24 protein-coding genes are annotated in these 23,385 nt (G+C 69.9%); 14 read left to right on the top strand and 10 right to left on the bottom strand.

Translation table 11 applies throughout. From position 1 onward, the window contains the following. Positions 1–111 precede the first annotated feature (111 nt). The gene (locus FM112_RS02155; protein ID WP_087002779.1) at positions 112–1,320 is read left to right on the top strand and encodes a globin domain-containing protein; all 1,209 of its coding nucleotides are present in this window, start codon (positions 112–114) and stop codon (positions 1,318–1,320) included. A gap of 16 nt (positions 1,321–1,336) precedes the next feature. On the opposite strand, the gene FM112_RS02150 is transcribed toward FM112_RS02155, so the two are convergent. After that, on the bottom strand, positions 1,337–2,059 hold the full coding sequence (locus FM112_RS02150) for a helix-turn-helix domain-containing protein (RefSeq protein ID WP_087002777.1): 723 nt from the start codon (positions 2,057–2,059) through the stop codon (positions 1,337–1,339). A 102-nt stretch (positions 2,060–2,161) separates the two neighbouring features. On the opposite strand from FM112_RS02150, the gene FM112_RS02145 reads away from it, so the two are divergent. Both FM112_RS02145 and FM112_RS02140 read left to right on the top strand, forming a co-directional pair. Next, entirely contained in the window at positions 2,162–2,551 is a 390-nt protein-coding gene (locus tag FM112_RS02145; protein WP_087002775.1) for a VOC family protein, read from the top strand. 385 nt (positions 2,552–2,936) lie between these two features. Next, positions 2,937–3,761, top strand: a complete 825-nt coding sequence (locus FM112_RS02140; RefSeq protein WP_087002773.1) for an aldo/keto reductase — start codon at positions 2,937–2,939, stop codon at positions 3,759–3,761. A 58-nt stretch (positions 3,762–3,819) separates the two neighbouring features. Here FM112_RS02140 and FM112_RS02135 read toward each other — a convergent pair whose 3' ends face one another. Further along, the gene (locus FM112_RS02135) at positions 3,820–4,446 is read right to left on the bottom strand and encodes a TetR/AcrR family transcriptional regulator (RefSeq protein ID WP_176386629.1); all 627 of its coding nucleotides are present in this window, start codon (positions 4,444–4,446) and stop codon (positions 3,820–3,822) included. 46 nt (positions 4,447–4,492) lie between these two features. On the opposite strand from FM112_RS02135, the gene FM112_RS02130 reads away from it, so the two are divergent. The 3 genes from FM112_RS02130 to mgtE all read left to right on the top strand — a co-directional run bounded on the left by FM112_RS02130 (position 4,493) and on the right by mgtE (position 7,409). Next, positions 4,493–4,945 (top strand): nuclear transport factor 2 family protein, encoded by a 453-nt coding sequence (locus FM112_RS02130; protein ID WP_087002769.1) that lies wholly within the window; start codon positions 4,493–4,495, stop codon positions 4,943–4,945. Positions 4,946–5,082: 137 nt separating this feature from the next. Further along, entirely contained in the window at positions 5,083–5,763 is a 681-nt protein-coding gene (locus FM112_RS02125) for a carbonic anhydrase (RefSeq protein ID WP_087002767.1), read from the top strand. A gap of 287 nt (positions 5,764–6,050) precedes the next feature. Then, positions 6,051–7,409 (top strand): magnesium transporter, encoded by a 1,359-nt coding sequence (gene mgtE / locus FM112_RS02120; protein ID WP_087002765.1) that lies wholly within the window; start codon positions 6,051–6,053, stop codon positions 7,407–7,409. A gap of 15 nt (positions 7,410–7,424) precedes the next feature. Here mgtE and FM112_RS02115 read toward each other — a convergent pair whose 3' ends face one another. Both FM112_RS02115 and FM112_RS02110 read right to left on the bottom strand, forming a co-directional pair. Then, positions 7,425–8,330 (bottom strand): rhodanese-related sulfurtransferase, encoded by a 906-nt coding sequence (locus FM112_RS02115; RefSeq protein WP_087002763.1) that lies wholly within the window; start codon positions 8,328–8,330, stop codon positions 7,425–7,427. Positions 8,331–8,379: 49 nt separating this feature from the next. Next, positions 8,380–9,150, bottom strand: coding sequence for a GTP pyrophosphokinase family protein (locus FM112_RS02110; RefSeq protein ID WP_176386628.1), 771 nt, complete (start codon positions 9,148–9,150; stop codon positions 8,380–8,382). Positions 9,151–9,324: 174 nt separating this feature from the next. On the opposite strand from FM112_RS02110, the gene FM112_RS02105 reads away from it, so the two are divergent. From FM112_RS02105 to FM112_RS02090, 4 genes are read left to right on the top strand one after another with little or no spacing between them, the layout of a single operon-like run. Continuing rightward, positions 9,325–10,137 (top strand): ABC transporter ATP-binding protein, encoded by an 813-nt coding sequence (locus FM112_RS02105; protein WP_087002761.1) that lies wholly within the window; start codon positions 9,325–9,327, stop codon positions 10,135–10,137. Next, positions 10,134–10,802: an ABC transporter permease gene (locus tag FM112_RS02100; protein WP_087002759.1), complete on the top strand. Its 669-nt coding sequence runs from the start codon at positions 10,134–10,136 to the stop codon at positions 10,800–10,802. Before FM112_RS02105 ends, FM112_RS02100 begins: the two co-directional genes overlap by 4 nt. Continuing rightward, positions 10,799–11,521, top strand: a complete 723-nt coding sequence (locus tag FM112_RS02095) for an ABC transporter permease (RefSeq protein WP_087002757.1) — start codon at positions 10,799–10,801, stop codon at positions 11,519–11,521. Before FM112_RS02100 ends, FM112_RS02095 begins: the two co-directional genes overlap by 4 nt. Before the next feature lie 10 nt (positions 11,522–11,531). After that, positions 11,532–12,443 carry an ABC transporter substrate-binding protein gene (locus tag FM112_RS02090; RefSeq protein WP_087002755.1) on the top strand — a complete coding sequence of 304 codons (912 nt, stop codon included), beginning with the start codon at positions 11,532–11,534 and terminating at the stop codon, positions 12,441–12,443. Between the two features lie 50 nt (positions 12,444–12,493). On the opposite strand, the gene FM112_RS02085 is transcribed toward FM112_RS02090, so the two are convergent. Next, complete coding sequence (locus tag FM112_RS02085) at positions 12,494–13,507, bottom strand: LacI family DNA-binding transcriptional regulator (RefSeq protein WP_087002753.1); 1,014 nt, start codon at positions 13,505–13,507, stop codon at positions 12,494–12,496. A gap of 267 nt (positions 13,508–13,774) precedes the next feature. Here FM112_RS02085 and FM112_RS02080 point away from each other — a divergent pair, with 267 nt between their 5' ends. After that, on the top strand, positions 13,775–14,797 hold the full coding sequence (locus FM112_RS02080; RefSeq protein ID WP_087002751.1) for a Gfo/Idh/MocA family protein: 1,023 nt from the start codon (positions 13,775–13,777) through the stop codon (positions 14,795–14,797). Between the two features lie 104 nt (positions 14,798–14,901). Here the strand turns inward: FM112_RS02080 and FM112_RS02075 are convergent, their stop codons facing one another. From FM112_RS02075 to FM112_RS02060, 4 genes are all read right to left on the bottom strand, one after another. Next, on the bottom strand, positions 14,902–15,816 hold the full coding sequence (locus tag FM112_RS02075; RefSeq protein ID WP_087002749.1) for an ATP-binding cassette domain-containing protein: 915 nt from the start codon (positions 15,814–15,816) through the stop codon (positions 14,902–14,904). Next, positions 15,813–16,862, bottom strand: coding sequence for an ABC transporter permease (locus tag FM112_RS02070; RefSeq protein WP_087002747.1), 1,050 nt, complete (start codon positions 16,860–16,862; stop codon positions 15,813–15,815). The genes FM112_RS02075 and FM112_RS02070 overlap by 4 nt, the downstream gene beginning before the upstream one ends. A gap of 31 nt (positions 16,863–16,893) precedes the next feature. Continuing rightward, positions 16,894–17,886, bottom strand: coding sequence for a sugar ABC transporter substrate-binding protein (locus FM112_RS02065; RefSeq protein ID WP_087002745.1), 993 nt, complete (start codon positions 17,884–17,886; stop codon positions 16,894–16,896). A gap of 434 nt (positions 17,887–18,320) precedes the next feature. After that, positions 18,321–19,157: a helix-turn-helix domain-containing protein gene (locus FM112_RS02060; protein ID WP_087002743.1), complete on the bottom strand. Its 837-nt coding sequence runs from the start codon at positions 19,155–19,157 to the stop codon at positions 18,321–18,323. Between the two features lie 60 nt (positions 19,158–19,217). On the opposite strand from FM112_RS02060, the gene FM112_RS02055 reads away from it, so the two are divergent. Further along, entirely contained in the window at positions 19,218–19,739 is a 522-nt protein-coding gene (locus FM112_RS02055; protein ID WP_087002741.1) for a glyoxalase/bleomycin resistance/extradiol dioxygenase family protein, read from the top strand. Here the strand turns inward: FM112_RS02055 and FM112_RS02050 are convergent. Next, positions 19,731–20,369: a phosphatase PAP2 family protein gene (locus FM112_RS02050; protein ID WP_254910321.1), complete on the bottom strand. Its 639-nt coding sequence runs from the start codon at positions 20,367–20,369 to the stop codon at positions 19,731–19,733. The genes FM112_RS02055 and FM112_RS02050 overlap by 9 nt on opposite strands. 367 nt (positions 20,370–20,736) lie before the next feature. Here FM112_RS02050 and FM112_RS02045 point away from each other — a divergent pair, with 367 nt between their 5' ends. Next, complete coding sequence (locus tag FM112_RS02045; protein WP_087002736.1) at positions 20,737–22,158, top strand: basic amino acid/polyamine antiporter; 1,422 nt, start codon at positions 20,737–20,739, stop codon at positions 22,156–22,158. A gap of 90 nt (positions 22,159–22,248) precedes the next feature. Then, the gene (locus FM112_RS02040; protein ID WP_087002734.1) at positions 22,249–23,340 is read left to right on the top strand and encodes a magnesium and cobalt transport protein CorA; all 1,092 of its coding nucleotides are present in this window, start codon (positions 22,249–22,251) and stop codon (positions 23,338–23,340) included. Positions 23,341–23,385: the final 45 nt, after the last annotated feature.

The raw sequence follows: 23,385 nt of genomic DNA, 5'->3' as shown, positions 1-23,385 counted from the left end.
ACTCCCCGAGGCGCCCTCGAATAAACACGGTGGAACCGGCGACGCGCGGCACGCGCTTCCGGGCAGTATCGCGGTATCCCGACACCCGACTGTCCTGGAGAGCACGAGATCATGCAACTGTCCCCCGAATCCGAGTCCATCGTCGCCGCCACCGCAGGCGTCGTCGCCGAGCACGCCGAAGCGATCACCCGCGTCTTCTACCCGGACATGTTCGCCGCGCATCCCGAGCTGCTGAACGTGTTCAACCGGGCCAACCAGGCCATCGGCGAGCAGCCCAAGGCGCTCGCCGCCTCCGTCGTCGCGTTCGCGGTGCAGCTGATCGACCCGGATGCGCCCGACTTCACCCCGGTGCTGCAGCGCATCGCGCACAAGCACGTCTCGCTCGGCATCAGGGCGCGCGAGTACACGATCGTCGGCCGCCACCTGCTCGGGGCCGTCAAGACCGTGCTCGGCGACGCGATCACCCCCGAGGTCGGCGCGGCCTGGGACGAGGTCTACTGGCTCTTCGCCACCTCGCTCATCGCCGAGGAAGCCAGGCTCTACGCGCTCGCGGGCACCGACCCGGAGCAGCCCTGGCGGCGATACCGGGTCGTCGAGCGCTTCGAGGAATCCGACGAGGTGTTCTCGCTGCTGCTCGCCCCCGTCGAAGGCTCGGTGCCCGCGCACCGCACGGGGCAGTACGTCGCGATCGCCGTCGACCTCCCCGACGGCACCCGGCAGCCGCGCCAGTACACCATCTCCTCGGGACCGCGCGGCGACTCGCTCCGCGTCACGATCAAGCGCGTCCGCGGCGTCGACGGCGCACCCGACGGGCAGGTGTCCGGCTGGCTGCACGAGCACGCCCGGGCGGGAACCGTGCTCGACGTCTCGCAGCCGGCCGGCGATCTCGTGCTCGACGAGACGGACGCGCCCATCGTGCTCGTCTCCGCAGGCATCGGCATCACCCCGATCGCCGCCATCATGGAGGATCTCTCGCGCCGGCAGCCCGAGCGCACGGTGCGCCTCTTCCACGCGGACAGGTCCCACGCGCATCACGCCCTCTACGACGGCCTCCGCCGCCAGGTGCTCGCGATGCCCGACGCCCGCGCCCAGAACTGGTACGAGCGGGAGGCGGAGACGGCCCCGACGCTGCATCCCGCGAAGCCGGGGTTCATGGACCTCTCCGACGTCGAGCTCCCCGAGGAGGCGCAGGTGTTCATGTGCGGACCGCTGCCGTTCATGCAGGCGGCCCGACGCGCGCTCATCCGCCAGGGAGTGCCGGCCGAGCGCATCCACTACGAGGTGTTCGGCCCCGACATGTGGGCGCAGAACCCGGAGTAGTCGTGGCGGCGCGAGATCACCCGCGGGACGGGGCGTGCCTGCGCATCGCCTCGAGGGCGTGCCGCTCGAGCTCTGCATCCGCGCTCGCGCCGTCCACCCCGCCGGGGCGCTCAGTGCGCGCCTCCTCGCCCGCAAGCCCCAGCACGAGGATGCAGCGCCGCGCCCCGACGAAGGGATGCAGGGCGCGCAGCTCCATCGGCCCGGGCACCTGCTCGAGCTGATGGCGGACGAGCTTCGCGTGCACCGAGCACACGGCGGGGCGCTCCGCGTCGAGCATCCCCTCGTAGAGGCAGGGCAGCAGGCCGACCGTGAGATCGTGCTCGTCGATCTCGGGCTCGAGCCCCGCATCCTCGAGGTGCTCGTACAGCGCATCCAGCTGGTGCACGGCCCGCTCGCCGAGCGAATCGCGGTGGTCGAGCTCGGGATCCAACCCGCGCAGCAGATCGCCGCGGGCCTTCGCGTCGGCGCTGCGGCGCGCTGCGGCGGGGCTCTGCTCGACCGCGCGCACGGGGGAATAGCCGATCGGCGGCCGTCCCCGACGGCCGGTCTCGACGGGCGCGCCGACGATGAGCCCCTCGTCCTCGAGCACTCGCAGGTGGTCGCGGGCGGTGTTGATGTGGAGACCGGTCTCTTCGGCGAGCGCCTTCAACCGCCTGCCCGGCTCCCGCTGCACGGCATGGAGGAGCCGGAGGCGACTGGGTTGCGTCAGCCCCCGGAAGTCGTCGACGCGCCGAGGCATGCCCCCATGGTAGGGGCGGCGGCGGGGAGAGCGGTCCGAGTCGGCGGTCGCCGCGGCCGCGACATGCGTGGGTCAGATGCGCCGTTTGGGAGACTTGGCCCCATGCCTGGTTTTCATCATGTCGAACTGTGGGTGGCCGAGATCGAGGAGGCCCGGGAGGAGTGGGGCTGGCTGCTGCGCCGAATCGGGTTCGAACCGGCGGGCGAGTGGCCGGAAGGGCGGTCCTGGCAGGCCGACGGCGCCTACCTGACGCTCACGACGAGCCCGAACCTGACCGCGGCCGAGCACGATCGGCGGCGCGCGGGCCTGAACCACCTGGCGTTCCGCGGCGGCACGGCTGAGCAGGTCGACGCGATCATGGCGGAGGCGGAGGCCCACGGCTGGCGGCCGCTCTATCACGAGCGGTATCCGCACGCCGGCGGTCCGCAGCACTACGCGGGCTGGCTCGAGAACTCGGCCGGATTCAAGGCCGAGATCGTCGCCGAGCAGTAGGCGCTTCCTCCTCCGCCGCGGCATCGGCTGCGGCGGATGCGAAGGAGCGGCGGATGTGAGGGATATGCGGGGTATGGATCGGGTGAACCCTGCGTATCCCTCATATCCGGGGAGCTTGAGTGCATATCTCTCATATCCGGGGAGCTTGAGTGCATATCCCTCATATCCGGGGAGCCCGAGTGCGTCTGTCTCACATCGGGGGAGTGTACGCGCGTATCCCTCATATCCGGGGAGCCCGAGTGCGTCTCCCTCACATCGGGGGAGCCCGAATGCATATCTCTCGCATCCGGGGAGCTCGAGCGCGTATGGCTCGCATCGGGGTGGTGGGCCTGCGGCTGCCGCGCATCCGGGTCGGCGCCGCGCGGCTTGCTAGGATGCCCGGGTGATGCAGGCAACGACGCTTCCCAACGGCACCGAAGTCCCCCTCCTCGGGCAGGGCACCTGGTACATCGGCGACCGAGACGAATCCAGGGCCGAGGAGATCGCGACGATCCGCGAGGGCGTCGAGCTGGGCATGACGCTCGTCGATACCGCGGAGATGTACGGCTCCGGCCGCTCCGAGAGCGTCGTGGGGGAGGCGATCCGCCCGGTGCGGGACCGCGTCTTCCTCGTCGACAAGGTGATGCCGATGAACGCCTCGCGCCGCGGTGCGATCGCCGCCTGCGAGCAGTCGCTCGAGGTCCTGGGCACCGACCGGATCGACCTGTACCTGCTGCACTGGCCGGGACCGCATCCGCTCGAGGCGACGATCGAGGCCTTCGAGGAGCTGATCGAGCGCGACCTCATCGGGTCCTGGGGCGTGAGCAACTTCGACCCGGACGATCTCCGGGGCCTGCCCGCGCAGCCGCAGGTGAATCAGATCCTCTACAACCCCTCCCGCCGCGGCGTCGAGTTCGACCTCCTGCCGCAGCATCGCGCTCAGCGGCCGCCGACCACGACGATGGCGTACTCGCCCATCGAGCAGGGGCGCCTACTGACGGACCCGACCCTGACGCGCATCGCCGAGGCGCGCGGCGTCGGCGTCGCACAGGTGCTGCTCGCCTGGGCCATCCGCGAAGGGGATGTCGTGGCCATCCCGAAGGCGTCCACGCGGGAGCACGTGCGCGAGAACGCCGCAGCCGCGGCGCTCGTGCTGACGCCGGAGGAGCTCGCCGACATCGACGCCGCCTTCCCAGCGCCCACCCGCCCGCAGCCGCTGGAGATCCTCTAACCGGGGCGCCGGGCCGGCGCCACCGGGCGCGCGCGGATCGCACGGCACGCGGACTGCTTCAACCCGGAGTCCCGGGCGCCCCGGCGGCGTCGACGCCCTCGCGATCACCGCGGTATCCCACGGCGTCGAGCGCGGCGTGCACCGTGCGCGCGACGAACCGGCCGTCTATCGGGGGCAGGCCGGGCATCATCGCCCGCATGAGCAGCGGGCCCGTGAGCAGATCCGCGATCCATTCGGGATCCGCCCCGGCGGCGATCTCGCCCCTGCCCAGGGCGCGGCCGAGGATGACCGCTGTGTAGGCGCGTCGGGGCGCCAGGTACTCCCGGAAGAACGGGGCGCCGGCCTCGGGGTCGGCTTCGACGTGCGCCAGCCATCCCGCGAGGCCCCTGGTGATCACCGGGTCGGTGAAGAGCCGGTGCTGCCGATGCTGCACTTCGACCAGATCGCCGACGAGGCAGCCGGTGTCGATGTCCTCGTCCGTGCCGTGGCGGGCGGCGAGAACGTGCGGCACGACATCGGCGAGACGCCGGAACCGGCGATAGAAGGCGGGCTTGTTCGTGCCCGCGCGCGCGACGACCCGATCGACGGTGACCGCGGCGTACCCGTGCTCCGCTACCAGCTCGGCGAACGCCCGGACGATGCTCTCGTCGACGCGGGGCTTGCGGGGGCGACCTGGACCGACCATAGTGTTACTGATAGTAACGTAATTCTCTCGACGCGCTGGGGGCGGCATGTACAGACGGATCGTCAGGAACAAGGTGCGAGCCGTCTTCGAGCGGATCAACGCGGGCGACTACATGGCGATGGTCGACGGGCTCGCGCCCTCGTTCGAGTACCGCTTCCACGGGGACCATGCGCTCGGCGGCCGCCGCACGACGCGCGAGTCGATGATCCGCTGGTGGCGACGCATCCTCGACCTCCTCCCGGGCGCGCGCTTCGATATCGACGACATCCTGGTGAACGGCGGTCCGCGGCGCACCCGAGTCGCCGTGCGCGCGTCGATCTCGGGCGACCTCCCCGGGGGCGCGCGCTACCGGAACACGGTGTTCCAGTTCATGACGCTCGCGTGGGGGAAAGTCGTCTCCGTCGAGACGATCGAGGACCTGCAGGTGCTCGAGCGGGCGCTCGCCGCCGCGGCCGCGGGCGGGAAGCCCGAGGCTCTCGCCGAGCCTCTCGAGGACTAGGGCGGGTCGCCCCGCCGCCGCGACGCGTGCGGCACCGGCGCGCGCGTCGGCGCGGCCGGACACGCCCTCCGCCCGGCCGGGGCGTCGTTCCCGTCCGCGTCCGGCCGTAAAATCGGCAGGATCGAAAGGACACTTCTATGACCGACCCCCGAGTCACTCCGCAGGAAGCCTGGGACGTCCTGGCGAACGGCAACGCCCGGTTCGTCGAGGGACAGCTCCTCCACCCGCAGCAGAGCGCCGCCCGACGAAGCGAGCTGTCGGGCAGCCAGGCGCCGAACGCGGCGTTCCTCGGATGCTCGGATTCGCGGGTGGCGGCCGAGATCCTCTTCGACTGCGGCCTCGGTGATCTCTTCGTGGTCCGCAACATCGGCCAGATCTCGAACGACAACACCACCGCGACGATGGAGTTCGCCGTCGCGGAGCTCGGCGTCGCGGTCATCGTGGTGCTCGCGCACTGCTCGTGCGGTGCAGTCGCGGCCGCGATCAACCAGTCCAGCGCGCACCCCAACGAGGTCACGCCGGCGATCAGGCGCGAGCTCGAGAACATCCAGCCCGCCGTGCAGCAGGAATGGCTCAGCGAGCATCGCGAGACGCCGTACGTCGACCCCGAGGCGATCGACGCGGACGCCGTGGGCCGTCGCCATCTCGGCACGACCATCAACTCGCTCATGCGCAGCTCGCGCGTGATCAGCGACGCGGTCGCCGCCGGTCGGCTCGGCATCGTGGGCTGCCAGTACCAGCTCGAGGAGGGTCGCGTGAGCCCGATCGTCGCGGTCGGGCGGCTCTCGGTCGAGCTCGCGCCGGAGGCCCTCGCGTAGCGCCGGCCGCGTCCTCCCCGCGCCGCGGGCGGAAATCCGCGGCGCGGGGTAGGGTGGGGAGTCGGCCGCATCGACCAGTCGCGGCCGCGTCGTCGAGTCGTGGGATGGGGGTGAGGGTTCGTGAACAGCGATAGTTCCAGTCACCGATCTTGCACCGTGCCCTCCCTGCACCGCGGCTCCTCATCGGCATGATCTGAGCCGTTCGCACCTGAGGGCGTGGTTCCCCCATGCCACGCCGCGTCGAGCCGACCCGGCCTGGCCTCGTCTTCTGCGCGAAGGACCAGCTTATGAACGCCAAGCAGATCACCGAGGTGATCGACCTCCAGGACACCATCCAGACGCTCGTCGAGGCGAACGACCTCCCGGGCATCGTCGAAGCCGTGGCCCCGGCCACCGTCGAGCAGCTGAGCTCGCTGCTCGAGCGGCTGCCGATGAACGAGCGCGCCATCGTCTACCGGCTCCTGCCCAAAGAACGGGCCATCGAGGTCTTCGAGAGCTTCTCGCCGGCGCTCCAGAGCGACCTCATCCACGGGCTGCAGGACGGCGAGGTCGCGTCGATCTTCGCCGAGCTCGACCCGGACGACCGCGTCTGGCTGCTCGACGAGCTCCCCGCCTCGCTGGCGCCCCGGCTGCTGCACGGGCTCTCCCAGAAGGACCGCCAGCTCACCGCCGAGGTGCTCGGCTACCCCAAGGGGTCGGTCGGCCGGCGCATGAGCCCCGAGTACGTGTCGACCCGCGCCGAGTACACGGTCGCGCAGGCCATGCGCCGCGTGCGCGCCCGCCTCGACGACGCCGAGACGGTCTACACGCTGCCCGTGCTCGACGGCGGGCGGCGCGTCATCGGCATCGTGAGCCTCCGCGACCTGCTGAGGGCCGAGGACGACCGCCCGGTCGCCGAGATCATGCAGCAGGCCAGGGTCTCCACCGCCTATCAGACGGCGGAGGACGCGGCGAGGAAGTGCGCCGACCTCGGCCTGCTCGCGCTGCCCATCGTCGACAAGGAGTCCCGGCTCGTCGGCGTGCTCACCATCGACGACGCCGTGCGCATCCTCGAGCACGAGGAGACCGAGGACTCCGCGCGCCAGGGCGGCGTCGAGCCGCTGCGGCGCCCCTACTTCGCCACCCCGGTCCGCTCGCTCGTGGGCTCCCGGATCGTCTGGCTGCTCGTCCTCGCGATCGGCGCCACGCTCACGGTGCAGGTGCTCTCGGTGTTCGAGGCCACGCTCGAGCAGGTCACGGTGCTCGCGCTGTTCGTGCCGCTGCTCATCGGCACGGGCGGCAACACCGGCAACCAGGCGGCCACCACGGTCACGAGAGCGCTCGCGCTGGGTGATGTGCGGCCGCGCGACCTCGGGCGGGTGCTGCTGCGGGAGCTCGGCGTCGGCTTCTCGCTCGGCTCGCTCCTCGGGCTCGTGGGCGGGGCGGTCACCGCGCTCATCTACGAGCCGCGCATCGGCCTCGTGATCGGGCTCACGCTGCTCGCGGTCTGCTCGATGGCCGCCACGATCGGCGGCATCATGCCGATGATCGCGAGGGCGCTGCGCGTGGACCCGGCGGTGTTCTCCAACCCGTTCATCACGACCTTCGTCGACGCGACCGGGCTCGTGGTCTACTTCCTCATCGCCAAGGCGGTGCTGCAGCTCTGAGACCGGCGGGCGGGCTCAGGCCTCGAGCTCGTCCGCGTGCGCCTCGCAGCGGATGGGATGCGCGCCGCAGGCCTCGCAGGTCACGAGCCGCTCGCGGCACGCGGGATCGCCGCAGTTCTGCAGCCGCGGCGTCGGCCCGCCGCAGCGGTGGCAGCGGCCGAGCACCTTCGGCGCCGGGGCGAAGTCGATGGACTCGCGGCCGTCGAACACCGTGAGCGAGCCCTCCCAGAGGCCGTCGTTGCCGTACCGCTCGCCGTAGCGGACGATGCCGCCGTCGAGCTGGTACACCTCGCGGAAGCCGCGGGAGACCATGAGGGCGGAGAGGACCTCGCAGCGGACCCCGCCGGTGCAGTAGGTGATGACCGGCCTGTCCTTGAGCTCGTCGTACTTGCCCGACTCGAGCTCGGCGACGAAGTCGTGGGTCGTGCCGGTGTGGGGCACGACCGCGCCCCTGAACCTGCCGATCTCGGCCTCGACCGCGTTGCGGCCGTCGAAGAACACGGCATCCGGCCTGCGCTCCACGAGCTCGTGCAGGGACTCGGGGTCGAGGTGCTCGCCGCCGCCGACCACGCCGTGCTCGTCGACCCGCAGCTCGTCCGGGGCGCCGAAGGACACGATCTCGTCGCGCACCTTGACGCTGAGCCTCGGGAAGTCGGTCGAGAAGCCGTCCTCGTCGAGCGCGGTGCCGTCCGACCATTTCATGTCGACGTCCCGGAAGGCGGGGTACTCGCGGAGCCGGCGGACGTACCGCTTGCAGGCGTCCACGTCGCCGCCGACGGTGCCGTTGATGCCGTGGGGCGAGACGATGATGCGCCCGCGCAGCCCGAGGCGTTCGCAGAGCTCGCGCTGCCAGAGCCGCATCGCCGCCGGGTCCGGGATGGGCGCGAACACGTAGTAGAGCAGGATCTTCGGCACGGCCATGAGATCCGATTCTACGGCGGCGGCACGGCGCGGCGGCGCCCGCCGGCGGTCAGCAGAGGTGCTCGGTATCGGGCGGGTTCAGCGAGGGGCCGGCGAGGAACTGCGCGAGCCGCTGCACGACGTCGTCCGAGATGTCCGCCCCCTTGATCGAGCGGTCGACGTGGGCGAAGTCGCGCGGTCCGTGCACGGTCTCGTGCAGCTCCTCCATCTCGCGGTCCATCCGCGCCGCCGTCGCCGCGCTCTCGGTGAGCTTCTGCACGACCTCCGCGGGCACGTCGCCGTCGTACTTGTAGAAGATCTTGTGCTCGAGCGTGGCCCAGAAGTCCATCGCCACGGTGCGGAACTGCACCTCGACGGGCACGTTCACGGTGCGTGAGGACAGGAACACCGGCACCTGCACGATCGCGTGCAGGGAGCGGTAGCCGTTCGGCTTGGGATTCGCGATGTAGTCCTTGACCTGCAGCACCGTGACGTCGGGCTGGCGCGTGAGCGCCTCGAAGACGCGGTAGGTGTCGGCCGTGAACGAGCAGGTGACGCGCACTCCCGCGATATCGGTGATGCGCCGGATGCTGTCGAGCGAGGGGTCGAGCCCCTTGCGCGAGACCTTGTCGACCACGCTCTCCGGGCTCTTGAGCCGCGTGGAGATCTGCTCGATCGGGTTGTAGCTGTGCAGCTTGTCGAACTCGTCGCGCAGGATGCGGATCTTCGTCGTGATCTCGTCCAACCCGAACTGGTAGGAGAGCATCAGCCGGGTGAAGTCCTCGCGCACCTCCTTGAGCGTCTCAACGAATGTGGTCTGCGTCTCGGGGGTGATGGTCATGACGAACCTGGTCGTCTCCTCGGTCGATGGGGCTGGTGGCGATGCGACGCTGCCGTCGGCAACCAGGGCGAACCTACCGGCCGACCTTGGCCGTACGCTGTGATTCGTCATCCGAGGTCATCGGCGCCCCCGGATACGGCGGGGACGCCAAGGGCCGGGCGGTAGTGTTGGCGGATGATCAGGTACGACGGCGTGACCAAGACCTACCCGGGAGGTTCCGCGGCGGTCGAGGAGTTCTCGCTCACGATCCCGTCGCACAGCACCACCGTGCTCGTCGGCTCCTCGGGATCGGGGAAGACGACGCTGCTGCGCATGGTCAACCGCATGGTCGAGCCGTCCGGCGGGCGCGTGCTCATCGACGACGAGGACGTCCGGCGGCGCGACCCCGTCGCGCTGCGCCGCTCGATCGGATACGTGCTGCAGCACGGCGGCCTCCTGCCGCACCGCACCGTGGCCGAGAACGTCGCGACCGTGCCCATGCTCACGGGGAGGAAGCGCCGCGACGCGGTGCGGGACGCCGGGCCGCTCCTCGAGCGCGTCGGGCTCGACCCCGAGCTGGGCGGGCGCTACCCGGGGCAGCTCTCGGGCGGTCAGCAGCAGCGGGTGGGCGTGGCCCGAGCGCTCGCGGGCGACCCCAACATCCTGCTCATGGACGAGCCCTTCGGCGCCGTCGACCCCATCGTCCGCCGCGAGCTGCAGGACGAGCTGATCCGCCTCCAGCGGGAGCTGCGCAAGACCATCCTCTTCATCACCCACGACGTCGACGAGGCGTTCCGGCTCGGCGAGCAGGTCGTCGTGCTGCGGGACCGGGCGCGGATCGCGCAGCAGGGCGCCCCCGCCGAGATCCTGGCCCGGCCCGCCGACGCGTTCGTCCGGGAGTTCGTCGGGGCGGACCGGTCGGAGCGGAAGCTGCGGGCCGAGCACGTCGACGGCCGCGACATCGCGGTGGACGGCGACGGACGGCCGGTGGGAGTGCTCGAGCCGTGAACTGGTTCGCGAACAACTGGTCGCAGGTGCTCGGCCTCGCCGGCGACCACCTCGCGCTGAGCCTCCCCGCCATCGCGATCAGCGTGCTGCTCGCGATCCCGATCGGCAGGCTCGCCCGGCAGCGGCCGCGCATCGGCTCGCCGCTGCTGAGCGCCGCCACGCTGCTCTACGCCATCCCCGCCCTGCCGATGCTCATCCTCATCCCCGCGATCATCGGCACGCCGCTGCGCTCGGCCGCGACCATGATCGTGGCGCTCGTGCTCTACGGCATCGCGCTCATGGTGCGCACCGCCGCCGACGCGTTCGGCTCGGTCGACCCCCGCGTCCGCGAGGGCGCGATCTCGGTGGGCCATTCGCCGAGGAGCGTGTTCTGGCGGGTCGACCTGCCGCTCGCGGTGCCGGTGCTCGTCTCCGGCGCGCGAGTGGTGACGGTCTCGACCATCAGCCTGGTCACGATCGGCGCCCTCATCGGCATCCCGAGCCTCGGCAGCCTGCTCACGGACGGGTTCCAGCGCGGCATCGCCGGCGAGGTCGTCACCGGCGTCCTCGCCACAGTGCTGCTCGCGCTGGTGCTCGACGGCGCGCTGCTGCTGCTCGGACGGCTGCTCACGCCCTGGACGCGGGCGGCGACGCCGCGGCGCGGCCGGAGGGAGGCGACCGCATGACCCTCATCCTCGAGGCCCTGCAGTGGCTCACCGACCCCGGCAACTGGAGCGGGGCGGGCGGCATCCCGACGCGCCTGCTCGAGCACCTGCTGCTCACCGGGGCGGCGCTCGCGCTCGCGGTCGTCATCGCGATCCCCGCAGGCGTGCTCATCGGGCACTCGCGCCGCGGCTCCGGCGTCATCGGCGCGATCGCCGGCGCCGCCAGGTCCATCCCCACGCTCGGCCTGCTCACGCTGTTCGGGCTCTGGCTCGGCATCGGCCTCGGCGCGCCGCTGCTCGCGCTCGTGGTGCTCGCCGTCCCCTCCCTCCTGGCCGGCTCGTACGCCGGCATCCAGGCCGTCGACCCCGCGCTGCCGGCCGCGGCGAAGGCCGTGGGCATGAACCCGCGGCAGGTGATCCTGCGGGTCGAGGCGCCGCTCGCGCTGCCCGTCATCGTCGGCGGCTTCCGCGCCGCCACCCTGCAGGTCGTCGCCACCGCGACGCTCGCGGCGTACACGGCCGACACGGGCCTCGGGCGCTATCTGTTCGCGGGCCTCAAGACCCGCGACTACGCCCAGATGCTCGGCGGCGCGCTGCTCGTCATCCTGCTCGCGCTGCTGCTCGAGCTCATCCTCGCGGCCGCCCAGCGGCTCGCGAGCACCCGGGTCGCCGACCCGGCACGACGTCGAACCGGACGCCCGGAACCGATCCGGTCCGGCACCACCCCCACGAAGCACTGAGGAGAGAATCATGGCACGCACACCGGCACTGACCACGGGAGCCTTCGCACTCGTCGGCGCCCTCGCGCTCGCGGGCTGCGCGAGCGGAGACCCGCTCGACGCCGAGGGCGACGGCGGCGGGAGCGGCGGCGACGCGGGCGCCATCGTCATCGGCTCCCAGGACTACTACTCGAACGAGATCATCGCCGAGATCTACGCCCAGTCGCTCGAGGAGGCGGGCTTCACCGTCGAGCGCGAGTACCGCATCGGCCAGCGAGAGGTCTACATGCCCGAGCTCGAGGCGGGGGAGATCGACCTGCTGCCCGAGTACACGGGCAACCTGCTGCAGTACTTCGACCCGGAGGCGACGGTGACGAGCCGCGAGGACGTGTACGCGGCGCTCGAGGAGGCGCTGCCCGAGGGGCTGCACGTGCTCGACGACGCCGACGCGACCGACCAGGACTCGTACGTGGTCACCGCGGAGTTCGCCGAGGAGCACTCGCTCGCCGAGATCGGCGACCTCGCGGGCGTCGACGGCCTCGTGCTCGGCGGCAACTCGGAGCTCGAGACCCGGCCCTACGGCCCCGAGGGGCTCTCCTCCGTGTACGGCGTCGACGTGTCGTTCACGCCCATCGAGGACTCGGGCGGTCCGCTCACCGTCAAGGCGCTCCGCGACGGCGACGTGCAGCTCGCGGACATCTACTCGGCCGATCCCGTGCTCGCGGAGGGCGATCTCGTGGTGCTCGAGGACCCGGAGTCCCTGTTCCTCGCCTCGCACGTGGTGCCGGTGGTCTCCGACAACGTCGACGAGGAGGCGGCCGCGGTCATCGACGAGGTCTCCGCGGACCTCACCGCGGAGGACCTCATCCAGATGAACGCGACCTCCGTGCAGGAGGAGAGCTCCGCCGAGGTCATCGCCGCGGACTGGCTCGCCTCGCGCTAGCCGCATCCGCCGGCGCGCTCGGGGCGGCCGTCCGATCCCGGGCGGCCGTCTCATCTCGGCGAAGTGGTCGTCCCGAGGCGGAGCACGGGATCGAGGCGGGTCTCGCGGTGGGGGAGCGCCGCGGGCGAGTCGAGGCGCTCGAAGAACCGCTCGGCCGCGAGCTTGCCCACCTCGTAGGTCCGCTGATCCACCGAGGCGAGTCGGATGAGGCTCGACTTCGCGAAGTGGGTGTAGTCCACGCCGATCACCGAGACGTCCTCCGGGATCCGGTACCCGGCCTCGATCAGCGCCTCCATCACGCCGATGGCGATGAAGTCGTTGAAGGCGAACACGGCGGTGAACGGCCGGCCGTCTGCGAGCGCCGTCGTGACGGCGCGGCGCCCGTCCTCGGGGGTAACGTGATCGGTGCGGACGATGAACGGCTCGCACCGTGCGGCCGCCATCGCGCGCTCGTACCCCTCGCCGCGCTCCTGGTGCGGGATGCTCTGCGGGCTGCCGACGTGGAGGATCTCGCGGTGGCCGAGCTCGAGGAGGTGCTCGGTCGCGAGCCTGCCGATGTTGAGGTCGTCGGCGAGCACGCTGTCCACGAAGGGCACGTTCACGGCCCGGGTCGTGACGACGGTGGGGATGGACTGCGCGAAGCGCGCCAGCGCGTCGACATCGCCCACGTATCCGGCCAGGATGAGCCCGTCCACCTGGTGCGAGCGCAGCCGCTGGATCTTGAAGGCCTCGACCTGCGGGTCGAGCGAGCCCACCGCGAGCAGGGGCTGGACGGGGGTGCCGGCGAGCCCGTCGACGATGCCCTCGTAGATCTCGGCGAAGAACGTGTTCTGCAGCGAGTCGAGCAGGACGCCGACGGTGTTGGTGCGCTGGCTCGCGAGCTTGCTCGCCAGGAGGTTCGGGACGTATCCGAGGTCCTCCGCGGCCTTGAGCACCTTCGCGCGGCTCTCCGGGGCGACGGAGTCCCGGCCGCGCATGACGAGGGAGACGAGGGCGCGGGAGACGTTCGCGCGGCGGGCCACGTCCTGCATGGTCACGCGCTTCGGTCGGTGCTCATCCGTCATGGTCGTTCCTTCGGCTCGCGCTCCCGGCGAGGTTGGCCGCACCGTGATGACTATTAGTCTAGGGACTCGGCACCGTCAAGGACGACAACGTCGACTCGCCTTGCAATGATGCAAGTTTGTCGCGAACCGAATCGAGTCAGGGCGCGATGTTCTTTTCGAGAGCTGAGACGCGAGTAAGTTATATTGACCGTACAAATTGACGTGCTCCATGTGGAGCCGCGGCATCAGCGAAGCGGACCGCGAAGATGCGGTCGGGAGGAGCGCGACATGAGCACTCAACTGCACATTCCCAAGCCCCGAATCGAAGACCCACGAAACGCCCCTACGCTGCGTTGGGGCATCATGGGGCCAGGACGGATTGCCGGGGATTTCGCGAGTTCTCTTCGCACGCATACGAATCAAGTGCTTGCCGGGGTGGGGTCGCGCAGCGGGGCGCGCGGGGAAAACTTTGCACGCGAGCACCACATCGAGCATTCGTATGAAAGCTATGAAGCGCTCGCCTCGGCCGAGGACATCGACATCGTCTACGTAGCGACACCGCACCCGTTTCATGTCGAATGCGCTCGGATCGCCCTGGAAAGTGGCAAGCACGTGCTTGTCGAGAAGCCGCTTGCGATTAATGCCGCGGAGGCAGAAGCACTCTCCGCATTGGCACGGGAACGAGGGCTCTTCGCGATGGAGGCGATGTGGGCACGCTTCACGCCGGCTGCGGATGTCATTCGTCAGTTGCTCGAGAATGGCGCGCTTGGTGAACTGCAGTATTTCCGAGCAGACCTCGGCGAATACTTCGCCCCCGAGCCCGGGGCCCGGCTTTTCGACCCGGAGTTGGGTGGCGGATCACTGCTCGATCTGGGGGTCTACCTGCTCGCCTACGACGCGTTCGTCTTCGGAGGAGCTCCCGACCAGATCGACGTAAGCGGCAACCGGGCCGTCACCGGTGTGAGCGCCGATGTGGCGCTGACTCTGCGCCACGGCGCGGCGATCTCGCAGCTTTTCACCACGCTGGACGCCCGAACACCGACCGAGGCATTCCTCAAAGGGGCGAATGCAGTCCTCGAGATCTCGGCACCGTTTTATGCACCATCGGCTCTGACGCTGCGGGCTAACGATGCCTCCTCCGCGGTCACCGAGCGCTACGCAGTCCGTACTCAGGCGGACGGCCTCTGCTACGAGGCCGCGGAAGCGGCGAGGTGCGTCGCCGAAGGACGTACCGAATCGCGACTGCATCCTCTCGAGGACACCATCGGAACACTGCGCATGCTCGACCGGGCCGAAGCGATGCTCGATTAGCCGGGCCGTCTGCAGCGCGGGCAGCGCAGATCTGCGGTGCGTGAACAACGATGACGCGCTCGAGTGAATTCTCGAGCGCGTCATCGCCTGCGTACTGCCGGAGGTCAGGTGCGTTCCTCGGGCGGGAGGGTTTGGACGGACTCGGTAACGGGCACATGGCCCACGCCGGCCGAGGAATCGTCTTCGATCTCGTCGCGGATGACGCGAACCGTGTCGGTGTCCGTCCCGGCCTGTCGAAGCTCATGGACGAGCTGTTCGAGTTCGGCGCCACCTGCCATGAGGCCGGTGAGCTCCTCGAGCGTGATCTCCGATTTCTCGTGGTAGCCGATGCTCTGACCGCGCTTGAGGAGCAGGAATCTGTCGCCCACCGGGTACGCGTGGTGAGGGTTGTGCGAGATGAAGATCACCCCGAGGCCGCGATCACGAGCTTGCACGATATACCGCAGCACGACCCCCGACTGTTTCACGCCGAGAGCCGCGGTCGGCTCGTCGAGAATCAGCACCTTCGCCCCGAAGTACACCGCACGGGCGATCGCGACGCACTGTCGCTCACCTCCCGACAAGGTGCCGATGGGCTGGTCGACATCCCGGAGGTCGATTCCCATATCCAGCAGCTCCTGCTTCGCGGTCTTCTTCATGAAGTCGACGTCCATTCTCCGAAATGGACCCCACCCCTTCGTGATCTCGGAGCCGAGAAAGAAGTTCCGCCACACCGGCATGAGCGGCGCGATAGCGAGGTCCTGATAGACCGTTGCAATACCACGGTTGAGCGCGTCTCGGGGCGATGAGAATCTGACCGCTTCACCGTCGACGAGATAGGTGCCCTCGGTGTTCTGATGCAGGCCGGCGATGATCTTGATCAAGGTCGATTTGCCGGCACCGTTGTCGCCGAGTACGCACATGACTTCGCCGCTGGCCACTTTCAGGCTGACGTCTCGGAGAGCGATGATGTTGCCGTACCGCTTTCCCGCGTCTCGCAACTCGACGAGTGGCTTCTCGGCCGTTGCAGTGGTGTTCATTTTTTCCCTCCTTTACCTGCGCGCCGTTGCAGTGTGAAGTTCAGTACCGTCGCGCCGAGGAGCATGGCGCCGAGGAAGAACTTCAACCAGTCCGGGTTCCACTCGGCGTATACGACGCCCTTGAGCGCCATGCCGTAGATCAGGGCGCCGATCGCACCGCCGATCGCACTGCCATAGCCGCCCGTCATGAGGCACCCGCCGACGACCGCGGCGATGATGTAGAGGAACTCGTTGCCGACTCCTTCGCCGGACTGCACGGTTCGGAACGCAAAGAGCTGGTGCATGCCCAGCAGCCAGGCGCAGAAGCTCACTCCCATGTAGAGTCCGATCTTCGTCCGAACTACGGGTACGCCGACAGCGCGAGCCGCTTCGGGAGCACCACCGCTTGCGAAGATCCAGTTGCCCACGCGCGTGCGCTTGAGGATCCAAGTGGCGACGATCACCAGCGCGATCCAGTAGATGACCGTGATCTTCACACTTACGCCGAAAATCGGGATGTCCGCGGCGAATATCGCCGCAGCGGCATCGAAGCCGGCCGCCGGTGCGATCGTAGGCGTGGCCACGCCCCCGGTGATGAGGCGGGTAAGACCGAGGTTGAGACCGGTCAGCATGAAGAAGGTCGCCAGCGTCACGATGAAGCTCGCGAGCCGTGTCTTCGTCAGAAGCCAGCCGTTGAGGAGTCCGATTCCCAGCGAGATGGCCAGCGAGACGATGACGCCTAGCCAGACATTCGAGCCGAACCAGTAGATCGTCAGTGCGCCGGCGAGTCCGGCGGTAGTGACCGCCACACCGGCCGACAGATCGACCTCCCCGCCGATCATCAGCAGTGATACGCCGACGGCCATGATGCCGACCGTGGAAGCCCCGTAGAGCGTCGTCGCGATCGAGGCGGGTTGTGTGAACTGGGGAGCGACGACCGCGAAGAGGACTGCCAGCACTACCGCGGCGGCGGTGGCACCCGCCTCCGGCTTCGTGAAGAAACGCACGAAGACGGAGGCGGAAGCGATCCGCTCGTCGCCTGACTTGGTTGCTACTTGAGCATTCATGAATCAGGTTCCTTGGGCTCGGTGCGGTCGGTCAGCGGGTGCCGTTGTTGACGTACTCGCTCAGGGTGTCTGCTTGATCCGGGGTGATGACCGCCGGGCCCGTCAGTACGGGCTGTCCGCCGCCGAGGACGTTCGCATTGGTCTTGTAGAGCCACACGGCGTCGACTGCGGAGTACCCCTGCAGGTACGGCTGCTGATCGATCGCGAAGACGAGGTCGCCATTTCCAAGGCCCTCCGCGACGTCCGGGTTCATGTCGAAGGTCGCGAGTTGGGCGCTACTGCCCGCTTCGGCGATGGATTCGAGAGCGATCGGGGCCTGGGGAGCACCGAGTGTGAGCACATAGTCGATCGAGCTATCGGTTTGCAGCTTTGCCGTGATCGTGGAGGAGATATTCGTCGGGTCGGCGGCGGTCACGTAGATGATCTCCATTTCGCCTTCGAGCGTCTCCTCGACGCCCGCGCAGCGAGACTCGAGGCCGACATGCCCCTGCTCCTGAATGACGCACAGCACGCTCTGCGCCCCCAGCTCGTTGAATTTCTCACCGGCCGCGTTGCCGGCGACGGTCTCGTCCTGGCCGAAGTGCGCGAGAACGCCCATATCCTCCCACGCATCCTCACCGGCGTTGATGCTGAATACCGGGATGCCCGCATCGGTGGCCTTCTGCACCGCGGAAGCCATCGCCTCGGGTTTCGCCAGGGTGACGACGATGCCGTCCACGCCTTGATCGATCGCCTGCTCCACGAGCTGGGACTGGCGGGCTCCGTCCGGGTCCGAGCTGTACAGCAGCTCGATCCCGTTCTTCGCGGCTGCCGCTTCAGCACCCTTGCGAAGGATGTCCCAGAACGTGTCACCAGGAGTCGAGTGGGTGATCAGGGCGACCTTGAGAGTCGTCTCGCCCGCCCCCTCTGCGGCGTTCTCGCCTTGCACACCGGCCGGTCCGCTGCAGGCTGCGAGAAGTATGGCGCTCGTTGCGGCAAGTGCCGCGATTCCGAGGCGCGTCCAGCGTCTGACACTCTTCAACATGATTTCACTCCATTGTGTTTCTCATTGAATACGCTCGGACGACGATGTCCGCGCGCGTGATTTTGAGTTGTTGTCTTCACAAGCCAACCGCTCGAGCTTAGAGTACCTGCTCGGTTCCCCAATGATCGGCCATGCGGTCAAGTTCGGGTAACGGTTTGACAGACTTGTCCGCCTCGGCCCTGCCGGATGAGCTTCGTTGTTCTGGCCGGCCAGTCCGGACGGGCTCCACTCGACGAGGTGTGCTCGCCATTTGGAACGCTCCAAATCTTGTAGCGGATTCGTCCTGGTGTCAAGGCGGAAGGGCGTTGGCGAGGGTGGATCGCAGGGCTGTTGGAGGAAGCCCCACGAATTTCGCTCTTTCCTCCTGCGTCATGAATAGCCGGTCTGCATCGAGGAACCGGGTCCTGGCTGGAAGACCCGCTGGGAACGCCAGCTCAGCGGTCCTCGCGAGTCGTTTCGTCGTCCCCGTCGGGCCGGGCGTGGTCCCGCCGGTAGCGGCTCGGCGTGAACCCCAGCACCGACCGGAAATCGGCGGTGAGATGCGCGTGATCCGCGTAGCCGAGCTCGGCCGCGGTGCGGGCGATCCCGGCCTCAGGGTCCTCCCGCAGCCGCTGCGCCGCCTCCTGCAGCCGATAGCGGCGGATCACCGCGAGCGGCGGAAGCCCGATCCAGCGCCGGGCGAGGCGCTGCAGCGATCGGGGCGAGATCGCGAGCCGCTCGGCGAGCTGCTCGACGCGGAGGACGTCGCGGTCCGCCGCCACGACCTCCTCGAGACGGTTCGCGAGCAGCGCCTCCTCGCCGGGCGGCGGGATGGTCGCGGCGGCCCAGTCCGCGAAGCGCGCTGCCGCGCGAGCCTCGGCCTCCCCGTCTTCGGGCCCGGCCATCGCCTCGGCGATCGAGCGGTGCAGGTCCGCCGCCTCGAAGGGGGCCTCGGCATCGCGGAGCGTCGAGAGCGAGGAGGCGCCGGGGAGCAGGCCCGCCGCGCCGGCCGGCCGCAGCAGCGCACCCACGGCCCAGCCTGCGCCGGCGAGATCGCGGTGCAAGATACGGGTCTGCGGGCCCACGAAGGAGACACCTCCGGGCTCGACCACGAGGTTGGAGGCGGGGAAGGGCAGCACCTCCTGCCGGGAGACCCGCCCCGGCGGCAGCCGCCAGCGCGGGATCCAGAACCAGCGGACCCGGTCGGCGAGGTCGGGCGGCGCGAGGATCCTCGCGAACGAGGGCAGCCTCGACGGGTAGAGGACGCCCCGGGGATCCGGTTCCTGCGGCATGGCGCCCTCCCGTCGCGAATCTTCAAGCCCCGCGCCCGCGCGGCGGCCTACTGTTGCCGCATGAACGAACACAACGCATCCGACCGCGGCGCCACCGGCGCGCATACCACCAGGGGCGTCCCGCACGGCGTGACCAGCCTCACCCCGTTTCTCGCCATCGGGAACGCAGGGGAGGCGATCGAATTCTACAAGTCGGTCTTCGACGCCCGCGTCGTGGACGTGACCGAGATGGGCGGGCTGATCGTGCACGCCGTGCTCGCCTTCCAGCAGGGCCAGCTGCAGCTCGGCGAGCCCAACCCCGACTTCGGACTGGTGTCCGCGCCCGAGGGGGAGGCGGACTGCTATTCGATGGGCCTGTACGTCGAGGACGCCGACGCGGTCGTCGCGCGTGCCGAGGCCGCCGGCGCGACCATCCGCGAGCCGCTCTCGAACTTCGTGTCCGGCGACCGCTTTGCCTCCGTCAGGGATCCGTTCGGCGTGCGGTGGTCCATCATGTCCAGGGTCGAGGACCTGTCCGAGGAGGAGAGCGCGCGCCGCGTGGCCGAATGGGCGGCGGCGCAGGAGGGCGGCGCCTCAGCCTGAGCCCTCGGCGCGCCGCTCCCCGGGCGCTCTCGGCCGGGACCACGCGAGCAGCGCCGCGCCGCACAGCAGCGCGGCGGCGACGCCCAGGACCGCGCCCGCGAGCGTGTCGGTGGTCCAGTGCGCCGCGACGACGGTGCGCGAGAACCCCATGAGCACGGTCCAGGCGATGCCGGCGACGAGCACCGCGACGCGCGGGAAGAGCAGCCACAGCACCACGGCGATGGTCGCCGCGTTGGCGGTGTGGCCGGAGGGGAACGAGCCGAAATCGCTCGTCACCATGAGATCCTCCGGCCGCGCCCTGGCGAAGAGGTGCTTGAGGATCTGCACGAGGCCGGCGCTGAACGCGAAGGCCGCGATGGCGAAGACGCCCGTCCGCCAGCCCCGCAGGGCGGTCACAGCCGCGGCGATGAGGACGGGCGCGATCCAGACCCCGATGACCCCGCCGCCGACCCGGTCCAGCCCGTGCGCGACCGCGACGAGCCACGGGGCCCGGGTTTCCGCGATCAGGCCGTTCCACCACCGGTCCAGCGCCGTGGGATCCGGACCCCAGGCGACCAGCGCGCCGATGGCGAGCGCGAGCGCGAGCAGGCCGAGGCCCAGGCCGAGTTGGACGCGTCGACGCGTCAGCACATCCTCCATGCCGGATCAGGCCGGGCGGGCGGGGTCGGCGCTGAGGACGATCGGCGACGGGCCGGATGCGGGGCCCGTCGGGCGGCATCGCGTGGCGGCAGGAATCGGCATGCTGCCCCACGCTACTGCACCGGGCTCCGGGGAAGGCTGCGGCGCCGGCCCGCGCCGGTTGCGCGGGCGCGCGCGAGTCTGGTGTAATTGGCGCCGCTGGCCGATGGCTCGTCCAGATCGGCCGGCATCGCTGCTTCCGGCGTCGTGCCGAGCGCATCGTCCGCCGTCACGAGGGCATCCGCCTCCGCGGGGACCGGTCTGGGACGCCTCGAGCCGCGTCCACCGCATCCTCGAACCCGCCGGGAAGGAGCCCCGCATGGCGCGCCGCCCCGTGGCTGCCGAGGCGCCCGGCACCGTGTCCTTCCTCGCGCTCATGGCCATGGTCGTGGGATCGATGGTCGGCGCCGGGGTGTTCTCGCTGCCGCAGCGCTTCGCGCAGAGCACGGGTGTCGCCGGCGCCCTGCTCACCTGGGGCCTCGCGGGCGCGGGCATGTTCGCCATCGCCCTGGTCTTCCAGCGCCTGGCGCTGCGCCGGCCCGACCTCGACACGGGCGTCTACACCTACGCCCGGAACGGATTCGGGCAGTACGTCGGCTTCTTCGCGGCCGCGGGCTACTGGGCGAGCTCGTGCATCGGCAACGTCACCTACTGGGTGCTCATCATGTCCACGCTGGGCCAGTGGTTCCCCGCGCTCGGGCAGGGCAGCACCCCGCTCGCGATCGGCCTCTCCTCGCTCGGGCTCTGGGCCTTCTACCTGCTGCTCCGCGCGGGCGCCCAGCAGGCGGCCGCGCTGAACCGCATCGTGACCATCGCGAAGGTGATCCCCATCGTGGTCTTCCTCGTGATCGCGGCGGCGGCGCTCGACCCGGCCGTGTTCGCCGAGAACTGGAGCGGCGCCGAGCACGCCGGGCCGGTGTTCGAGCAGTTGCGGGGCACCATGCTCGTGACCGTGTTCGTCTTCCTCGGCATCGAGGGCGCGAGCGTGTTCTCGCGGCACGCCCGGCGCAGGCGGGACGTCGGCCGCGCGACGGTGCTCGGATTCCTGACGGTGCTGTCGATCTTCGCGGCCGTGACCGTGCTCTCCTACGGCGTGCTGCCCGTGAGCGAGATCGCGCGGCTGCAGCAGCCGTCGATGGCGGGCGTGCTCGAGGCCGTCGTCGGGCCGTGGGCGTCGGTCTTCGTCGGGGTCGGCCTCATCGTCGCCGTGCTCGGGGCGTATCTCGCCTGGACCATGATGGCCGCCGAGGTCATCTACGCCGCTGCGCAGGACGGCGGCATGCCGAGGATCTTCGGCAGGCAGAACCGCCGGGCGGCGCCGTCGAACGCGCTGTTCGCGAGCACCCTCCTCGCGCAGGTCGTGCTGCTGCTCACGGTCTTCTCGGACAACGCGTTCTCGTTCGCGCTCGACATGACGGCCGTCATGGCGCTCTTCCCGTTCCTGCTCACCTCGCTGTTCGCGCTGCGCCTGAGCCTCGGCCGCGAGCGGGAGGGGCGACGGGACGCCGTCGTCGCGCTGGCCGCCACCGGCTACACCGTGTTCCTGCTCATCGCGGCGGGCTTCGAGCTCACCCTGCTCGCCTCGCTGTTCTACGCCCCGGCCACGCTGCTGTTCGTCATCGCGCGCAGGCAGCAGGGGCTGAAGCCGTTCACGCGCGGCGAGCTCGCCCTCTTCGCCGTCGTCCTCGCGATCGCGCTCGCCGTCGTCTGGGCGCTGGCGACCGGCCGCATGACGCTCTGAGACGCGGACGGCGAGGACTCCGTAGGCTGTCCTGAGCATCGAAGCGCCTCGGACGGGGCGGGCCGGCCGCGGCCGGCGGAGGGGAGAGGCATGGCGCGTAAAGGCTTTCTCGGCAGGCAGGAGCCGCCGCGCGGCGACGAGGCCCGGCCGCCCGTGCTCGTGCGCCGGATCGAGCGCGGCGTTCCGCTGGAGCTCGACACCGGCTGCGACTTCGAGGAGGCGCTGCGGTACACGGCGGAGTCGGAGGACCGCATGACGCTCACGGTCTTCCCGCGGCCGGATGTCGAGGAGATCGCGGAGTTCGCGACGGCGTGGCAGCTGCATCCGCTGCTCACCGAGGACCTGCTCCAGGGCGGCCAGCGGCCGAAGCTGGAGCGCTACGGCGACGTGCTCTTCGTCGCCGTGAGGTCGGCCCGCTACCTCGACGCGCGGGAGGAGGTGGAGTTCAGCGAGTTCCACCTCGTCATGCGGTCGCAGAACCTCGCCATCATCTGCCAGGACGGACGGCTCGTCAACGGCGCGACCATCGGCCCCGACGTGCTGCGGCACGCCGACGACGCCGACGCGCCGCTCGGGAACGGCGCCCCCATCCTCGACGACCACGAGCTGCTGAGCCTCGGCCCGGAGGCGATGCTCTACCGGCTGCTCGACGCGGTGGTGGACGGCTACCGCCCCGTGCTGGACGGGCTCCAGGTGGACCTCGAGCAGATCGAGCGGCAGGTGTTCAGCGGGGACCCCGCCGCGGCGGAGCGCATCTACCGGTTGAGCCAGGAGGTCATCGACGTGCAGCACGCCGCGACCTCGCTCGCGAAGATCCTGCTGCGGCTCCACGAGGGCGCGAGCAAGTACCGCATCCCCGCCGAGCTGCAGGCGTACCTGCAGGACGTCGGCGACCACCTGACTCGCGTGAACACCGAGACGAACGAGCTGCGCGAGCTGCTCGCGCAGATCCTCAACGTGAACGCGACGCTCGTGGCCCAGCGCCAGAACGAGGACATGAAGAAGATCTCGGGCTGGGCCGCGATCCTCTTCGCTCCGACGCTGATCGCGGCGGTGTACGGCATGAACTTCGACATCATGCCCGAGCTGCACTGGGTGTTCGGCTATCCTCTCGCGGTCGGGGCCATGGTGGCCTTCGCTGCGCTGCTCTACTTCACCTTCAAGCGCAAGAAATGGATGTGACGGCCCTCGCGATCCCGGGCGGGCCGGGATAGGCGCGGGTCGGCT

The organism is Gulosibacter sp. 10 (assembly GCF_900163695.1).
Lineage (GTDB): Bacteria > Actinomycetota > Actinomycetes > Actinomycetales > Microbacteriaceae > Gulosibacter.
Note: the sequence above shows the minus strand (reverse complement) of the source record. Positions and strands in the feature narration are given on the sequence as shown.